Below are 14,966 nucleotides of genomic sequence, written 5' to 3' on the forward strand. Positions count from 1 at the left end.
ATGCGGCGGTGCCGGCGGCGCGGCCGTCGTCGTTCGGCAGTGGTGGCGGCGGAGGCAGCTTCGCGCCGCAGTCGATGCGCCCGCAGGTGCAGGGTGCACTCGGGCTGCAGCAGGTGGCGACGCTGTGGGGCGGTGGCGGATCGGCACCGGCCGCGCGCCCTGCGGCGCCGCCCGCAGTGCCAGCCGCCGCGGCGCCGGCCCTCGATTTCCAGCGCGACGAATGGCCGCTCGGCCGTGCCGTCGCGCAGATCGGCGGCGTCTTCGTGCTGGCCGAGAACAGCCACGGCCTGGTGGTCGTCGACATGCATGCGGCGCACGAACGCATCGTCTACGAGCGCCTGAAGGCCAGCCTCGGCAGCGCGGCGATCGAGAGCCAGCCGCTGCTGATCCCGGCCACCTTCGCCGCCACCGCGCAGGAGATCGCGACCGCGCAGGCGCAGGCCGACAACCTGCGCACGCTGGGGCTGGATGTCTCGGCGCTGTCGGCCACGACGCTGGCGGTGCGTTCGCAGCCGGCGGCGCTCGTCGGCGGCGACGTGGTCGAGCTCGCGCGCAGCGTGCTGGCCGAGTTGTCGCAGTACGACGCCAGCAGCGTGATCCAGCGCGCGCAGGACGAGCTGCTGTCGACGATGGCCTGCCACGGCGCGGTGCGTGCGAACCGGCAGCTGACGATCGACGAGATGAATGCGCTGCTGCGCGACATGGAGCGCACCGAGCGCTCCGACCAGTGCAACCACGGCCGGCCGACCTGGCGGCAGATCACGATGAAGGAGCTGGACGCCCTCTTCTGGCGGGGCCGCTGAGCATGGACCACAGTTTCCTGTCGGCCTTCGTCCTGCTGCTGCTGGTGCTCGACCCGCTGGGCAGCCTGCCGATCTTCATCCCGATCATGCGCGAGGTGCCGAAGCACCGGCGGCGCTGGGTCGCGATGCGCGAGGTGGGCATCGCGTTCGGCGTGCTGTTCTTCTTCATGTTCTTCGGCAACGGCTTCCTGCGGGTGATGCACCTGTCGGAGCGTTCGCTCGAAGTGGCCGGCGGCGTGATCCTGCTGATGGTCGCGATCCGGATGATCTTCAGCCACGAAGGCGGCGTGTACGGCACGACCGAGGGCCGCGAGCCGCTGATTTTCCCGCTCGCGGTGCCGCTGCTGGCGGGGCCGTCGGCGATGGCGACGGTGCTGCTGCTGGCCTCGCGCCAGCCGGATCGCCTGCTCGACTGGGTGGCAGCGCTGACGGCCGCGATGGCGGTGTCGGGCGTGGTGCTGGTGCTGTGCGACCGCATCCGCCGGCTGCTGGGCGACTCGGTCGTCTCGGCGATCGAGAAACTGATGGGGCTGGTGCTGACGGCGATCGCCGTCGAGATGGTGCTGGCCGGCCTGAAGCGCTACTTCCTCGGCTGAAAGCAAAAACGGCCTGTCTTTCGACAGGCCGTTTCGCTGCTGGGCGCGGCTCGCGCCGCGCTCAGGAGATCAGAAGTTGTGGCGGATGCCCACTGCGAAGGAGCTGAAATCCAGACCCTTGGTGGTGGCGCCGTTCGGGAAGTACGTGGCTTGCGGCTTGTTGTCGACCTTCGTGTAGAAGGTGTAGACCTTGGTGCGCTTGCTCAGGTTGTAGTTGTACGCCACGGTGGCTTGCTTGGCGTCGGTGTCGGCAATGCCGTCGACCTTGCCGGCCAGGCCGAAGTTCAGGTGGAACTCCGAAGCGCCCATGGCGTACATGCCCGACAGGCGGACCGTGTTGATCTTGCCGTCGCCGGCGTAGCTGCTGTCCAGCATCGCGCGCTGGTAGTAGCCGCCGAACGTGAAGGCGCCGACCGTGTACAGCGCGCGGATGGCGAACTGCTTGTCGTCGGCATTCTTCGAGAAGCCGGCGCCCAGTGCCAGGTCACCGACCGAGTAGTTGGCAGCGAAGTCATAGGCCTTCTCGGCGCCCGTAGCGCCTTCCGGTGCCGACACGGCCGCTTCCAGCGACAGGTTCTTCACGAACTCGGGCGCGCGGTAGGCGACCTTGTTCGTGTCGCGCATGACGTAGTTGTACAGCTTGTCTTCCGACGTGCCGGTGTCATGGTTGTGCATGCTCACGTAGTCGGCCGTCGCGTAGTACGACTCGCTCGTGAAATTGCCCAGGCGGATCGTGCCCAGCGTGGCGCTCTGCAGGAACACTTCCGATTGACGGCCCCAGAACGAAGCGGCGGCGACGCCGGTGTCGGAGTTGAAGCCATGTTCCAGCTGGAAGCCGGCCTTCAGGCCGCCGCCCAGGTCCTCGACGCCCTTGAAGCCGATACGCGATGCATTGTTCTGCAGCACGGTCTTCTTGGCGTCGCCGGTCTTCTGGTTTTCGATCGAGTCGTTCAGGCGGCCGTAGATGGTGACGCTGCTTTGTGCGAACGAGGCGCCGGCGGCAACGGTGGCCACGGCGGCGACGATGAGGGAGCGTTTCATGGATGCTTTTCCTTGGGGTTGGGGATGGCGTGTATCTGCTGCACCCATTGCTTTTGTCTTGAAGGTGCAAGACGCAAATGTTATGCGGCGGAAGCTTCGATATGGAAAACCGAAGGCTCGAACACGCGAAACGCCGCCCGAAACGTTGTCATCAAACGACATTGACGCGCGGCCGAAGCCGCAGCGCTCAGCGCCCGCGCAAGTGCGCGGGGGCTTCGAGGCGCTTGGCCAGCATCGAGAGCAGCAAGGTCAGCACGAGGTACAGCGCCGAAATCGCGAGGTAGGGCTCCCAGTAGCGCGAATAGGTGCCGGCCACGGTGCGTGCGGCCAGTGCCAGCTCGGCCAGGCCGATCGCCGACACCAGCGACGAGTCCTTGATGAGCGTGATGCCCTCGTTGACCAGCGCCGGCATCATGCGGCGGAAGGCCTGCGGCAGCACGATGAAGCGCATCGCCTGCGGGTGCGTGAGGCCCAGGCTGTAGGCGGCCTGGGTCTGCCCGAGGTGGATGCTCTGGATGCCGGCGCGGAAGATCTCGGAGATGTAGGCGCCGGCGTTCAGTGTCAGCGCGAGCGCGCCGGAGAAGAACGCGCCGTGGTTCTGGCGGAACTCGCGCGCCGCCTCGCCGCTCAGCAGCAGCCCGCCGTCCGGGTGGATCAGCGCCGGCATCAGCGCGAAGTGCACCAGCAAGATCTGCACGAACAGCGGCGTGCCGCGGAAGAAGGTCACGTACGCCAGCGTGAGCGAGCGCAGCCCGGCCAGGAACCAGCGCGCCGGTGCCGACTTCGGCGGCGGCGCGTCGCGCGAACTGCTGACCAGCCCGAGGGCGACGCCGAGCAGCAGCCCGGCGCCGATCGCGATCAGCGTCAGCAGGATCGTCGTCCACAGGCCCGACAGGAAGAGCGGCCCGTAGCCGGCCAGAATGCCCCAGCGCAAATCCATGACCGGCTCGGCGCGGGTTTACTTCGAGGCAGCCGAAGCGGCCGGCGCGGCCGCAGCCGCAGCGCCGAAGTACTTCGTGTAGATCTGGGCGTAGGTGCCGTCGGCCTTGATGTCGGCCAGGCCCTTGTTCAGCTTGCCGAGCAGCTCGGCGTTGCCCTTCTTGACCGCGATGCCGTACTGCTCGGGCGCGAAGGCCTTGTCGGCGACCGTCTTGAACTTGCTGTCGGCGTTGTTGGCGACGTAGTTGATGACCACGCCGTTGTCGGCCACGACCGCATCGACGCCGCCGGCTTCCAGCTCCTTCAGCGCGAGCGGGGTCGACTCGAAGCGCTTGATGTTGGTGCTGGTCTTGCCCTGCAGCTTGCTGACGACCTCGTCGCCGGTGGTGCCGGTCTGCACGCCGACCTTCAGCTTCTTCAGGTCGTCGAACTTCGAGATCTTCGAGGTCTTCTTGACGGCGATCAGCTGCTGCGCGTCGAAGTACGGGCCGGCGAAATCCATCGTCTGCTTGCGCTCGTCGGTGATCGTGATGGCCGAGACCAGCAGGTCGCGGTCGCCCTGGCCGAGCGTGTTGAAGATGCCTTCCCACGGCGTGTTGGTGAACTTCACCTCGATGCCGGCCTGCTTCGCGATGGCGGTGACGACGTCGATGTCGAAGCCGACGATCTCGCCCTTCTCGTTCTGCGATTCGAACGGTGCGTAGGCCGCGTCGGTGCCGACGACGTAGACCTTGGCGGGCGCCGGGGCCGGTGCGGAAGCGACGGCGGCCGGCGCCGAGGCGGCCGGTGCGGCGGCGGTGGGCTCCTGCTTGCTGCAGGCAGCGAGCAGCAGGCCGGCGACGGCCAGGCCGGCCGTTTGCAGGAAGCGACGGGTGTTCAATGCTGTCATGGATACCCCTGGGGTGGTCTGTTGTGTGAGAACGGGATGGTTGGGTCCGCGAGCTAGCAAGTCGCGGGCCGCTGCAGTGTAAGCCTGCCGAAACCGGTTTCCGCCCGCGGTCGATCCGGGTTCCCGGCGGACGGTGCGGCCCGTGGATACGGGGTGTCGCGCGGCGCGGCGCGATGCTACAAACGGCCTCGACCCCGGAACGTTCCCCATGAATTCCCCTCCTGCTGCGCGCATTCCGCAGCACCTGCCCGCGCTCGACGGCGTGCGCGGCCTGGCCATCGTGCTGGTGCTGTGCCACAACTTCCAGATCCTCGAAGGGCCGTCCGGCCTGGTCGGCCGCGTGTTCGAACTCGCGTTCGACCTGGGCTGGGTCGGCGTGCAGCTGTTCTTCGTGCTGAGCGGTTTCCTGATCACGCGCATCCTGCTGCAGACCCAGGACGCGCCGAACTATTACTCCGCCTTCTTCGGGCGGCGGCTGCTGCGGATCTTCCCGCTGTACTACGCGACGCTGGCGGTGGCCTTCATCGTGCTGCCGGCGCTGGGCGCGATGCCGGCGCGCTGGGAGGTCGACCGGCCGCAGCAGGCGTGGCTGTGGCTGTACCTGTCGAACTGGTCGGGCCCCTACGGTGGCGCGACGCATGCGTTCCCGCATTTCTGGTCGCTTGCGGTGGAGGAGCAGTTCTACTTGTTGTGGCCCTTGCTGGTGCACCGGCGCTCGGCTGCGCAGGTGCTGCGCTGGTGCGGTGCGATCGCGGTGGCGATCCTCGGCGTGCGCATCGGCATGCTGGCGGCCGGGCTGGGGCCGGACCCGGTGTACTCGTTCACCGTGACGCGGCTGGATGCGCTGGCGATCGGTGGCGCGGCGGCGGCGTGGCTGCAACTGCCGGGCGCGCCGGCGCGGGCGATCGCGTTGCGGCAGCGGTTGATCGTCGGCGCGCTGGTGCTGGCGGCGATCGGCTTCGTCGTGACGCATGGCTATCCGCGCACCTCGGTGCTCGGGCAGACGCTCGGCTACAGCGTGCTGGCGGTGGTCTTCGCGCTCGGCGTGGTCGCTGCGGCCGCGGGGGATGCCGTGGCGGCGAACGGCTGGGTCGGCTGGTTGCGTGCTGCGCCGCTGCGCATGCTGGGCCGCTACAGCTATGCGATGTACATCTTCCACAAGCCGCTGCACGACCTGGCCGGCAAGCCGCTGCTGCAGTCGCTCGGGCTGTACGAGCATGCGAGCCCGGCGCTGGCGCTGGGCTACATCGTGGCTGGCACGCTGGTCACGCTCGCGCTCGCGATGGCGTCGTACCACCTGTTCGAGAAGCACTTCCTCGGGTTGAAGCGGTGGTTCGTGGCGGAGCCGGCGGTGGTCACGGCTGGCTCAGGTACGCCAGCTCCTCTGCGCTGAACCCCGCCGCTTCGCGTGCCTCGCGGTTGAACGGCGGCCGCAGCCGCGGTGCCTCGTACTGGCGCGCCAGCACCGCGTAGTGCGCGATCGGGTCGAGCCCGTCGCGCCGGCACAGCCAGCGGTACCAGTGGTTGCCGATCGCGACGTGGCCGATCTCGTCGCGCAGTATCACGTCGAGGATCTCGACCGTGCGCGCGTCGCCGGCCTTGCGGAACTTGGCCTGCAGCGGCGGCGTCGCATCCAGCCCGCGCGCCTCCAGCGTGCGCGGCACCAGCGCCATGCGTGCAACCACGTCACCGGCGGTGCGCTGCGTCATCAGCCACAGGCCGTCGTGCGCATCGAAATCGCCGTAGTCGTGGCCGCCGCTGCGCAGGTGTTCGCGCAGCAGCGAGAAATGCAGCGCCTCCTCGCTCGCCACCCGCAGCCAGTCGGCATAGAAGGCCACCGGCATGCCGGCGAAGCGGAACGCCGCATCGAGCGCCAGGTTGATCGCGTTGAACTCGATGTGCGCGATCGCGTGCAGCAGCGACGCACGCCCCTCGGGCGTGAAGGCCGAGCGCATCGCCACCTCCTTCGGGGGCACGAGGCGAGGGCGGTCGGGCCGGCCGGGCAGCTGCGTGGGCACCGCGATGGCTTCGTCGGGATCGATCAACGCGGCATCGAGCTGCTCGAAGAGCGCCCGCGCCGCGGCCGCCTTCTCGGTGGGGTCTCGGAGGCTCAAGACCTCCAGGGCGCGCTGTCGCGGGTTCATCCCTAGAATCATAGGCTGTGCATTTCGGGCGATCGCCATGGCCGTCTACCAACTGGGGGAGCTGTCTCCCGACATCGCCGCGTCGGCCTGGGTGGCCGACAGCGCCCGCGTGATCGGCAACGTCAGCCTGGGCGACGACGCGAGCGTCTGGTTCGGCGTCGTGATCCGCGGCGACACCGAGCGCATCGCGATCGGCCGCGGCAGCAACATCCAGGACAACAGCGTGGTGCATGCCGATGCCGGCTTTCCGGTGTCGGTCGGCGAGGGCGTGACGGTCGGCCACCAGGCCATGCTGCACGGCTGCACGATCGGCGATCATTCGCTGATCGGCATCCAGGCCGTCGTGCTGAACGGCGCGAAGATCGGCCGCCATTGCCTGGTGGGCGCCGGCGCGCTGGTCACCGAGGGCCAGAGTTTCCCGGACGGCTCGCTGATCCTCGGCACGCCGGCGCGCGTGGTGCGCCAGCTGTCGCCCGAACAGATGCAGGGGCTCGAGAAGAGCGCCGCCCACTATGTCGAGAACGCCCGCCGCTACCAAGCCGGGCTGAAAGAAATCAGCTGATGAGCGAATTGCACAAATTCCTGTTCGAAGGCCTGCCGGTGCGCGGCATGCTGGTGCGCCTGACCGATTCCTGGGTCGAGATCCTGCGCCGGCGCAGCACGGCATCCGATGCGTTCCCGCCCGCGGTGCGCGCGCTGCTCGGCGAGATGTCGGCCGCGGCGGTGCTGATGCAGTCGAACATCAAGTTCGAAGGCTCGCTCGTGATGCAGATCTTCGGCGAGGGGCCGGTCAAGCTGGCGGTGGCCGAGGTGCAGTCCGACCTTGCGTTCCGCGTCACCGCGAAGGTGGTCGGCGAGGTGGCGCCCGACGCGCGCCTGGCCGCGATGGTCAACGCCGGTGGCAAGGGCCGTTGCGCGATCACGCTCGACCCGAAGCCGCGCGGCCCGGGGCAGCAGCCGTACCAGGGCGTGGTCGCGCTGCACGGCGACAGCGGCGAGCCGCTGCAGAAGCTGGCCGACGTGCTGGAGCACTACATGCTGCAGTCCGAGCAGCTCGACACGCGGCTGATCCTCGCGGCCAACGACGAGGTGGCCGCCGGCCTGCTGATCCAGCGCCTGCCGATCGAGGGCGAGGGCAACCTCGCCGGCCGCCGCAACGAAGACGAGATCGGCCTGAACGAGGCCTACAACCGCATTTCGCACCTGGCCTCGACGCTCACCGCCGACGAGTTGCTGACGCTCGATGCCGACACCGTGCTGCGCCGGCTGTTCTGGGAAGAGACCGTGCGCCGCTTCCCGCCGATGACCGGCGAGCTCGGGCCGCATTTCGCGTGCACCTGCTCGCGCGAGCGCGTCGGTGCGATGCTGAAGGGGCTGGGCCGCGAGGAGGTCGACGGGGTGGTCGCCGAGCAGGGCCGGGTCGAGGTGGGCTGCGACTTCTGCGGCATCAAGTACCACTTCGACGCGGTCGATGTCGGCGAGCTGTTCACGCTGCCCCGCGACCAGCCGCCCGGCAGCACGACGCTGAACTGAACAAAGGACGCCACGATGCTCTACGCCAGCCTGAAAGCGCTGCACTTCCTGTCGGTGATCATCTGGCTCGGCGGCATGTTCTTCACGCTGTTCTGCCTGCGGCCGGGCGCGGCGCAGCTGCCGCCGGCCGAGCGCGTGCCGCTGATGCAGTCGGTGCTGCAACGCTTCTTCGGCATCGTGCTGTGGGTGGCGCTCGTCACCGTGCTGAGCGGCGGCTGGATGGTGGGGCGCGTTGCGTCGACCACCAAGGCGACCGGCGGGCCGTTCAACATGCCGCTCGAATGGAGCGTGATGGCCGGGCTCGGGCTGCTGATGGTCGCGATCTTCGGCCACATCCGCTTCGCGCTGTTCAAGCGCGTGCAGCGCGCGAGCGCCGCGCAGGACTGGGCGGCCGGTGGCGCTGCGTTGAAGGCGATTCGCGACTGGGTGGCGGTGAACCTGACGATCGGCGTCGTGATCGTGGTCGTCGTGATCGCCGGGACGATGACCTGAACCCGGCGGCGTGTCAGCGCGGCAGCAGGTGTCGCTCGCACTCCGCATCGCCGCAGCGCTCGCACAGCCATTGCCAGCGCGGGTTCGCGCGGGCCTCGTCGAGCACCGACGGTTCCAGCAGCGCATGCCGCACCGCCAGCAGCGCGTGCGACAGCCGCGCCGGCCCGGTGCCGGCCACCACCGAATAGCCGAGCCCGCCGCGCGCCAGCGCCGCGCGCACCAGCGCGGTGACCGGCTCGCGCACCTGGGGTCCGTCGCGCTGCAGGCCGTCGGCCTGCCACGGGATGTCGAGCGCCGTCAGCAACGTCAGCGCGCAGCGGCGCTGGGCCTCGATCGCGCTGTCGTACAGGCTGCGATCGCCGAACACCTGCTCGCTGTAGACCGCGATCATCAAGGCCGTGGTGTCGGCGATCACGATGTCGTGCGTCGCGGCGGCCGCGGCGATGCGGCGCGACTGCTCCTGCGCGATGCCGGCCTGCTCGTCGATGCGCGGCGTGCGCGCATGGCGGTCGCAGAACTCGCGCAGGTATTCGCCGACGAGGGCGACCGAGCGCCCGTCACGCTGCAGGGCCGCCTGCAACTCGCCGGCGAGCGTCGTCTTGCCGGTGCTCTCGGCCCCGACGATCGCAATGACGTGGCTTGCGCGGCTCACCCGGCCTGCTCCACCCGGCGCCACGCGCGCCAGCCGGCGAACGACATGCCGACGAAGATGACGTACAGCACCACCGTCAGCCACAGCCCCTTGTACGCGAACAGCCCGATGCTGACGGTGTTGACCACCACCCACATCGGCCAGTTCTCGACGTACTTGCGGCCGAGCAGCCACTGCCCGACCACGCTCGCGGCCGTGGGAAAGGCATCCCACCAGGGCACGTCGGTGTCGGTGAAGCGCTTCAGGAACCAGCCGAGCGCCGGCCACAGCGCGAACGTCGCGACGACCACGGCCAGCCGGCCGCGCGGGCCCAGCGAACGCACCCGCAGCGCACGCCCATCGCCCTGCGTGCCGCGCAGCCATTGCCACCAGCCCCAGCCGGCGACCAGCGCGAAGAACACCTGCAGGCTCGCATCGCCGTAGAGCTTGCTGTCCCGGAACAGCGCGACGTAGAGCAGCGAGCTGACGATCGCCAGCGGCCAGCCGAGCGGGTTGACGCGCATGTTGCAGACGACCATCGCGATCGCCAGCACGAAGGCGATCACCTCGACCCAGGTGACGGGYGAGCCCCACAGCGTGAAGGCCGCAGCGAACAGCGGCTGCAGCGCTTGCAGCAGGGCATCCATCACGAGATCGGGATCAGCGCTTGGCCGTCGACACCTGGACGTAGATCTCGTCCGGCTTGACCATGCCGAGCTCGAAGCGCGCCTTCTCCTCGACCATCTCGAGGCCTTCCTTCAGGTCGCTGACCTCGGCGACCAGGCGCTCGTTGCGCGCGCGCGCCGCGTCGTTCTCGCCCTTCTTCTGGTCGAGCTTCGCCTGCAGCTCCATCACGCGCGGCACGCCGCCCTTGCCGAACCACAGTTCGACATGGACGAGGGCCAGCAGCGCGATGAGGCCGAGGGTGACGAGGCGCACGGGCCCGGATCAGCGCAGGTTGTAGAAGGCGGCGCGGCCGGGGTAGCTGGCCACGTCACCCAGGTCTTCTTCGATGCGCAGCAGCTGGTTGTACTTCGCCATGCGGTCCGAGCGGCTCAGCGAGCCGGTCTTGATCTGGCCGGMGTTGGTGSCGACSGCGAKGTCGGCGATCGTCGAGTCTTCGGTCTCGCCCGAGCGGTGGCTGATCACCGCGGTGTAGTTGGCGCGCTTGGCCATCTCGATCGCCGCGAAGGTCTCGGTCAGCGTGCCGATCTGGTTGATCTTGATCAGGATCGAGTTCGCGATGCGCTTGTCGATGCCTTCCTTCAGGATCTTCGTGTTGGTGACGAACAGGTCGTCGCCGACCAGCTGCACCTTGTGGGTCAGGCGCTCGGTGAGGTGCTTCCAGCCGTCCCAGTCGCCTTCGGCCATGCCGTCTTCGATGCTGATGATCGGGTACTTGTCGACCCAGGTCGCGAGGATGTCGGTCCACTCCGGCGCGCTCAACGTCAGGCCTTCGGCGCTCAGCACGTACTTGCCGTCCTTGTGGAACTCGCTGGCCGCGCAGTCGAGGCCGAGCGCGATCTGCTCGCCGGCGGTGAAACCGGCCTTGTCGATCGCCTGCAGGATCAGCTGGATCGCCGCCTCGTGGCTCGCGACGCTCGGCGCGAAGCCGCCTTCGTCGCCGACCGCGGTGCTCATGCCCTTGTCGTTGATGATCTTCTTCAGCGCGTGGAACACCTCGGCGCCGTAGCGCATCGCCTCGCGGAAGCTCGGGGCGCCCACCGGGATGATCATCAGCTCCTGCAGGTCGAGGCTGTTGTTCGCGTGCGCGCCGCCGTTGATGACGTTCATCATCGGCACCGGCATCTGCATCGCGCCCGAGCCGCCGAAGTAGCGGTACAGCGGCAGGCCGCTCTCTTCGGCCGCGGCACGCGCCACCGCCATCGAGACGGCCAGCGTCGCGTTGGCGCCCAGGCGGCTCTTGTTCTCGGTGCCGTCCAGGTCGATCAGCGTGCGGTCGAGGAAGGCCTGCTCCGAGGCGTCGAGGCCGAGCACGGCCTCGCTGATCTCGGTGTTCACATGCTCGACGGCCTTCAGCACGCCCTTGCCGAGGTAGCGGTTCTTGTCGCCGTCGCGCAGCTCGATCGCCTCGCGCGAGCCGGTGGAGGCGCCCGAGGGCACCGCGGCGCGGCCCATCACGCCGGATTCCAGCAGCACGTCGCATTCGACGGTCGGGTTGCCGCGGCTGTCGAGGATCTCGCGGCCGACGATGTCAACAATGGCACTCATTCAATCTTCCTTCAGGTTTTTTTCGACTACTGCTAGGGTGATTCTGGCGGTCAGTTGAAATCGGCTTCGAGGAAGCCGTTCTTCTTCGTGATGCGGTCGAGTTCCACCAAGGTGGTCAGCAACTCCTTCATGCGCTTCAGCGGCACCGCGTTCGGGCCGTCGCTCAAGGCCTCGGCCGGGTTCGGGTGCGTCTCCATGAAGACGCCCGCCACGCCGACCGCGATGGCCGCGCGCGCCAGCACCGGCACGAACTCGCGCTGGCCGCCGGAGCTCGTGCCCTGGCCGCCGGGCAGCTGCACCGAGTGGGTCGCGTCGAACACCACCGGGGCCTTCGTCTCGCGCATGATGGCCAGCGAGCGCATGTCGCTGACGAGGTTGTTGTAGCCGAAGCTCGCGCCGCGCTCGCAGGCCATGAAGCTGTCTTCCGGCAGGCCTTTTTCGCGCGCGGCGGCACGGGCCTTGTCGATGACGTTCTTCATGTCGCCGGGCGCGAGGAACTGGCCCTTCTTGATGTTGACCGGCTTGCCCGATTGCGCGACGGCGCGGATGAAATCGGTCTGGCGGCACAGGAAGGCCGGCGTCTGCAGCACGTCGACGATCGACGCCACGTGCTCGATCTCCTCGGTGCTGTGCACGTCGGTCAGCACCGGCACGCCGATCTCGCGCTTGACCTTGGCGAGGATCTCCAGCCCGCGCTCCATGCCGGGGCCGCGGAACGAGGTGCCCGACGAGCGGTTCGCCTTGTCGTAGCTCGACTTGAAGATGAACGGGATGCCGAGCGCGGCCGTCATTTCCTTCAGCTGGCCGGCGACGTCGAGCTGCAACTGCTCGGTCTCGACGACGCAGGGGCCGGCGATCAGGAAGAAGGGCTTGTCGAGGCCGGCGTCGAATCCACAGAGCTTCATGCCGCGGCCTTCTCGGGTTGCGGCTGCTCGCTGCGCGCGGTCTGGTGCGCGAGCGCGGCCTGGATGTAGGAGCGGAACAGCGGGTGGCCTTCCCACGGCGTCGACTTGAACTCCGGGTGGAACTGCACGCCCATGAACCACGGGTGCACCGCGCGCGGCAGCTCGACGATCTCGGTGAGCTTCTCGCGCTGCGTCAGCGCCGAGATCACGAGACCGGCCTCGCGCAGCTGGTCGAGGTAGTTGACGTTGGCCTCGTAGCGGTGGCGGTGGCGCTCGTTGACCACGTCGCCATAGATCTCGTGCGCGAGCGTGCCGGGCATCACGTCGGAGCTCTGCGCGCCCAGGCGCATCGTGCCGCCAAGGTCGGAGTTCGCGTTGCGCGTCTGGATCGAGCCGTCGGCGTCCTGCCACTCGTCGATCAGCGCGATCACCGGGTTCGGCGTGTCGGGTTCGAACTCGGTGCTGTTGGCGTTGGCGAGGCCGGCCTTGTGGCGCGCGATCTCGATCGTGGCGACCTGCATGCCCAGGCAGATGCCGAGGTAGGGCAGCTTGTGCTCGCGGGCGAACTGGGCGGTGAGGATCTTGCCCTCGACGCCGCGCTTGCCGAAGCCGCCGGGCACCAGGATCGCGTCGTAGCGCGCGAGCTGGTTCACGTTGTCGGTGGTCAGCGTCTCGGAATCGACGTACTCGATGTTGACGCGGGCGTGGTTGTGGATGCCGGCGTGGCGCAGCGCCTCGTTCAGCGACTTGTACGAGTCGGACAGGTCGGTGTACTTGCCGCACATCGCGATCGTGACCTCGCGCTTCGGGTGCTCGACCTCGTCGACCAGCGCATCCCAGCGCTTCAGGTTGGCCGGCGGGGTGTTGATGCGCAGCTTGTCGCAGATCAGGCCGTCGAGGCCCTGCTCGTGCAGCATGCGCGGCACCTTGTAGATGGTGTCGGCATCCCACACCGAGATCACGCCCCATTCGGGGACGTTGGTGAAGAGGGAGATCTTCTCGCGCTCTTCGTCGGGGATGCGACGGTCGGCGCGGCACAGCAGCGCATCGGCCTGGATGCCGATCTCGCGCAGCTTCTGCACGGTGTGCTGGGTCGGCTTGGTCTTCAGCTCGCCGGCGGCGGCGATCCACGGCACGTAGGTCAGGTGCACGAACGCAGTGTTGTTCTGGCCCATGCGCAGGCTCATCTGACGCGCCGCCTCGAGGAAGGGCAGCGATTCGATGTCGCCGACGGTGCCGCCGACCTCGACGATCGCGACGTCGACCGCCTGCTCGGTGCCGAAGGCGGCGCCGCGCTTGATGAATTCCTGGATCTCGTTGGTGACGTGCGGGATCACCTGCACCGTCTTGCCGAGGTAGTCGCCGCGGCGCTCCTTCTCGAGCACGCTCTTGTAGATCTGGCCGGTGGTGAAGTTGTTGGCCTTCTTCATCCGCGTCGTGATGAAGCGCTCGTAGTGGCCGAGGTCCAGGTCGGTCTCGGCGCCGTCGTCGGTGACGAACACTTCGCCGTGCTGGAAGGGGGACATGGTGCCCGGATCGACGTTGAGGTACGGATCCAGCTTGATGAGGGTGACCTTGAGGCCGCGCGATTCGAGAATCGCTGCAAGTGATGCAGCCGCGATGCCCTTGCCCAGCGAGGACACCACACCGCCGGTGACAAAGACGAACTTGGTCATTGCAGGGTCAGCAGGCGCCTTGTCGACGAATGCCGTGGTGGTAAAGCGCGATTATAGGCGCGCAGTTTCGGACGCCGTCTCGAACTCCCCCAGCCAGCGCAGCACCTCGGCCGCCGCTTGCCCCGGCTGCTCGAAGGGGAACAGGTGCGAGCCCTCGATCCACGAGATGCGCCCCTGCGTGAAGCGCTCGGTGGCCTTCATGCCGACCTGGCGCACCTCGGTCGACTGCGTGCCGCCGATGAAGGCCATCGGGCAGCCGGGCGGGCGGCGCACCAGCAGGCGCGGGATGTGGTGCGGCAGCGTGTAGTAGATCTGCGTCTCGATCTCGCGCCGGAAGCTCAGCGAGTGGCCATGGCCGGACGGCTCGATGCCGGCGGCGATGTAGTCGCGCAGCACGCCGGGCGCCCAGCGTGCGAAGGCCGGCTTGGCCGCGAAGTGCGCGAACGCCGCCTCGGCGCTCGGCCAGTGCTGGCGCCGGCGCTTCGAGACGTGGCCGGGCGAGAAGCGCTCGCCGATGCCGGTCGCTTTGGCCACCTGCAGCGTGCGGGCGAGCAGCCCGCCGATCAGCGGCGAATCCATCAGCACCACGCCGCGCGCCAGGTCGGGCCGCTTCGAGGCGGCCAGCACGCTCAGGAAGCCGCCGAGCGAATGCCCGACCAGCCAGACCGGCCCGGCCGCGGCGTGCTGCTCGATGAAGGCGATCAGCTGGTTGCGCAGCAGCGGCCAGTTGTTGGTGACGCGGTAGTGCTCGTCGTGGCCGAGCTTCTCGATCGCATGCACCTCGTGGCCGGCCGCGCGCCAGGCGTCGAACAACTGCCGGTAGGTGCCGGCGGGGAAGCTGTTCGCGTGCGAGAAGACGATGCAGCCCGGGGCGGCCATCATGCGGCGCCCCTCAGATGATCTTCTCTCCGGGGTGCGTGATCTTGCGCATCGGCTCGTAGCGGTCCGACGGCACGCACAGCGGGTGCTCGGCGGCGCTGCCATCCCACTGYGGGTCGTCGATCGACTCGAACACCTGGCGCAGCCGCTGGCCCCAGGTGCTGCGGATCATCGTGAAATAAGGGTTGTGCTCGTCGATGCAGACC

Annotated in this window: 17 protein-coding genes and 1 pseudogene; 6 read left to right on the forward strand and 12 right to left on the reverse strand. The window is 68.4% G+C overall.

Features of this window, described 5'->3' with window-relative positions; all coding sequences use genetic code 11:
• The coding region (locus AC1D01_RS05220; RefSeq protein WP_477865016.1) for a DNA mismatch repair MutL family protein at positions 1-803 on the forward strand (803 nt) is incomplete at its 5' end.
• 2 nt (positions 804-805) lie between these two features.
• Positions 806-1,399, forward strand: a complete 594-nt coding sequence (locus AC1D01_RS05225; protein WP_477865017.1) for a MarC family protein — start codon at positions 806-808, stop codon at positions 1,397-1,399.
• Between the two features lie 69 nt (positions 1,400-1,468).
• Here AC1D01_RS05225 and AC1D01_RS05230 read toward each other — a convergent pair whose 3' ends face one another.
• The 3 genes from AC1D01_RS05230 to AC1D01_RS05240 form a co-directional block, all read right to left on the reverse strand.
• Positions 1,469-2,440 (reverse strand): porin, encoded by a 972-nt coding sequence (locus AC1D01_RS05230; RefSeq protein WP_477865018.1) that lies wholly within the window; start codon positions 2,438-2,440, stop codon positions 1,469-1,471.
• 187 nt (positions 2,441-2,627) lie between these two features.
• Positions 2,628-3,380 (reverse strand): amino acid ABC transporter permease, encoded by a 753-nt coding sequence (locus AC1D01_RS05235; protein WP_477865019.1) that lies wholly within the window; start codon positions 3,378-3,380, stop codon positions 2,628-2,630.
• A gap of 18 nt (positions 3,381-3,398) precedes the next feature.
• Positions 3,399-4,268 (reverse strand): basic amino acid ABC transporter substrate-binding protein, encoded by an 870-nt coding sequence (locus tag AC1D01_RS05240; RefSeq protein WP_477865020.1) that lies wholly within the window; start codon positions 4,266-4,268, stop codon positions 3,399-3,401.
• Positions 4,269-4,476: 208 nt separating this feature from the next.
• On the opposite strand from AC1D01_RS05240, the gene AC1D01_RS05245 reads away from it, so the two are divergent.
• The gene (locus tag AC1D01_RS05245) at positions 4,477-5,661 is read left to right on the forward strand and encodes an acyltransferase family protein (RefSeq protein WP_477865021.1); all 1,185 of its coding nucleotides are present in this window, start codon (positions 4,477-4,479) and stop codon (positions 5,659-5,661) included.
• Here AC1D01_RS05245 and AC1D01_RS05250 read toward each other — a convergent pair.
• Positions 5,624-6,412 carry a ferritin-like domain-containing protein gene (locus AC1D01_RS05250; RefSeq protein WP_477865022.1) on the reverse strand — a complete coding sequence of 263 codons (789 nt, stop codon included), beginning with the start codon at positions 6,410-6,412 and terminating at the stop codon, positions 5,624-5,626. The genes AC1D01_RS05245 and AC1D01_RS05250 overlap by 38 nt on opposite strands.
• A gap of 37 nt (positions 6,413-6,449) precedes the next feature.
• Between AC1D01_RS05250 and AC1D01_RS05255 the strand changes: the two genes are divergently transcribed.
• The 3 genes from AC1D01_RS05255 to AC1D01_RS05265 are packed head-to-tail and all read left to right on the forward strand — an operon-like array spanning position 6,450 to position 8,437.
• Positions 6,450-6,974: a gamma carbonic anhydrase family protein gene (locus AC1D01_RS05255; protein ID WP_477865023.1), complete on the forward strand. Its 525-nt coding sequence runs from the start codon at positions 6,450-6,452 to the stop codon at positions 6,972-6,974.
• Positions 6,974-7,945 carry an Hsp33 family molecular chaperone HslO gene (gene hslO / locus AC1D01_RS05260; protein ID WP_477865024.1) on the forward strand — a complete coding sequence of 324 codons (972 nt, stop codon included), beginning with the start codon at positions 6,974-6,976 and terminating at the stop codon, positions 7,943-7,945. Before AC1D01_RS05255 ends, hslO begins: the two co-directional genes overlap by 1 nt.
• Positions 7,946-7,960: 15 nt before the next feature.
• Positions 7,961-8,437, forward strand: coding sequence for a CopD family protein (locus AC1D01_RS05265; protein ID WP_477865025.1), 477 nt, complete (start codon positions 7,961-7,963; stop codon positions 8,435-8,437).
• Between the two features lie 13 nt (positions 8,438-8,450).
• Here the strand turns inward: AC1D01_RS05265 and AC1D01_RS05270 are convergent, their stop codons facing one another.
• The 8 genes and pseudogenes from AC1D01_RS05270 to AC1D01_RS05305 all read right to left on the reverse strand — a co-directional run.
• Entirely contained in the window at positions 8,451-9,089 is a 639-nt protein-coding gene (locus AC1D01_RS05270; RefSeq protein ID WP_477865026.1) for an AAA family ATPase, read from the reverse strand.
• On the reverse strand, positions 9,086-9,715 hold the full coding sequence (gene pnuC, locus AC1D01_RS05275) for a nicotinamide riboside transporter PnuC (protein ID WP_477865027.1): 630 nt from the start codon (positions 9,713-9,715) through the stop codon (positions 9,086-9,088). Before pnuC ends, AC1D01_RS05270 begins: the two co-directional genes overlap by 4 nt.
• A gap of 13 nt (positions 9,716-9,728) precedes the next feature.
• Positions 9,729-10,007: a cell division protein FtsB gene (gene ftsB / locus AC1D01_RS05280; protein ID WP_047594663.1), complete on the reverse strand. Its 279-nt coding sequence runs from the start codon at positions 10,005-10,007 to the stop codon at positions 9,729-9,731.
• 9 nt (positions 10,008-10,016) lie between these two features.
• A complete protein-coding gene (eno, locus tag AC1D01_RS05285) occupies positions 10,017-11,300 on the reverse strand; it encodes a phosphopyruvate hydratase (protein ID WP_477865028.1) in 1,284 nt (427 codons plus the stop codon).
• 50 nt (positions 11,301-11,350) lie between these two features.
• The gene (gene kdsA / locus AC1D01_RS05290) at positions 11,351-12,205 is read right to left on the reverse strand and encodes a 3-deoxy-8-phosphooctulonate synthase (RefSeq protein ID WP_477865029.1); all 855 of its coding nucleotides are present in this window, start codon (positions 12,203-12,205) and stop codon (positions 11,351-11,353) included.
• Positions 12,202-13,881 (reverse strand): CTP synthase, encoded by a 1,680-nt coding sequence (gene pyrG / locus AC1D01_RS05295; protein ID WP_477865030.1) that lies wholly within the window; start codon positions 13,879-13,881, stop codon positions 12,202-12,204. Before pyrG ends, kdsA begins: the two co-directional genes overlap by 4 nt.
• Before the next feature lie 51 nt (positions 13,882-13,932).
• Positions 13,933-14,760: an alpha/beta fold hydrolase gene (locus AC1D01_RS05300; RefSeq protein WP_477865031.1), complete on the reverse strand. Its 828-nt coding sequence runs from the start codon at positions 14,758-14,760 to the stop codon at positions 13,933-13,935.
• A gap of 13 nt (positions 14,761-14,773) precedes the next feature.
• A pseudogene (locus AC1D01_RS05305) lies at positions 14,774-14,966 on the reverse strand (peptidase); the annotation flags it as partial.

The sequence above is a fragment of the Rhizobacter sp. P3_B12 genome, assembly GCF_056402895.1.

Bases quoted from the DNA above. Each gene is read 5' to 3' on its own strand.
- AC1D01_RS05255 (WP_477865023.1), top strand. From the start codon at position 6,450: ATGGCCGTCTACCAACTGGGGGAGCTGTCTCCCGACATCGCCGCGTCG.
- AC1D01_RS05250 (WP_477865022.1), bottom strand. From the start codon at position 6,412: ATGAACCCGCGACAGCGCGCCCTGGAGGTCTTGAGCCTCCGAGACCCC.
- AC1D01_RS05265 (WP_477865025.1), top strand. From the start codon at position 7,961: ATGCTCTACGCCAGCCTGAAAGCGCTGCACTTCCTGTCGGTGATCATC.
- AC1D01_RS05225 (WP_477865017.1), top strand. From the start codon at position 806: ATGGACCACAGTTTCCTGTCGGCCTTCGTCCTGCTGCTGCTGGTGCTC.
- AC1D01_RS05240 (WP_477865020.1), bottom strand. From the start codon at position 4,268: ATGACAGCATTGAACACCCGTCGCTTCCTGCAAACGGCCGGCCTGGCC.
- pyrG (WP_477865030.1), bottom strand. From the start codon at position 13,881: ATGACCAAGTTCGTCTTTGTCACCGGCGGTGTGGTGTCCTCGCTGGGC.
- hslO (WP_477865024.1), top strand. From the start codon at position 6,974: ATGAGCGAATTGCACAAATTCCTGTTCGAAGGCCTGCCGGTGCGCGGC.
- kdsA (WP_477865029.1), bottom strand. From the start codon at position 12,205: ATGAAGCTCTGTGGATTCGACGCCGGCCTCGACAAGCCCTTCTTCCTG.
- AC1D01_RS05300 (WP_477865031.1), bottom strand. From the start codon at position 14,760: ATGGCCGCCCCGGGCTGCATCGTCTTCTCGCACGCGAACAGCTTCCCC.
- AC1D01_RS05245 (WP_477865021.1), top strand. From the start codon at position 4,477: ATGAATTCCCCTCCTGCTGCGCGCATTCCGCAGCACCTGCCCGCGCTC.
- AC1D01_RS05230 (WP_477865018.1), bottom strand. From the start codon at position 2,440: ATGAAACGCTCCCTCATCGTCGCCGCCGTGGCCACCGTTGCCGCCGGC.
- AC1D01_RS05235 (WP_477865019.1), bottom strand. From the start codon at position 3,380: ATGGATTTGCGCTGGGGCATTCTGGCCGGCTACGGGCCGCTCTTCCTG.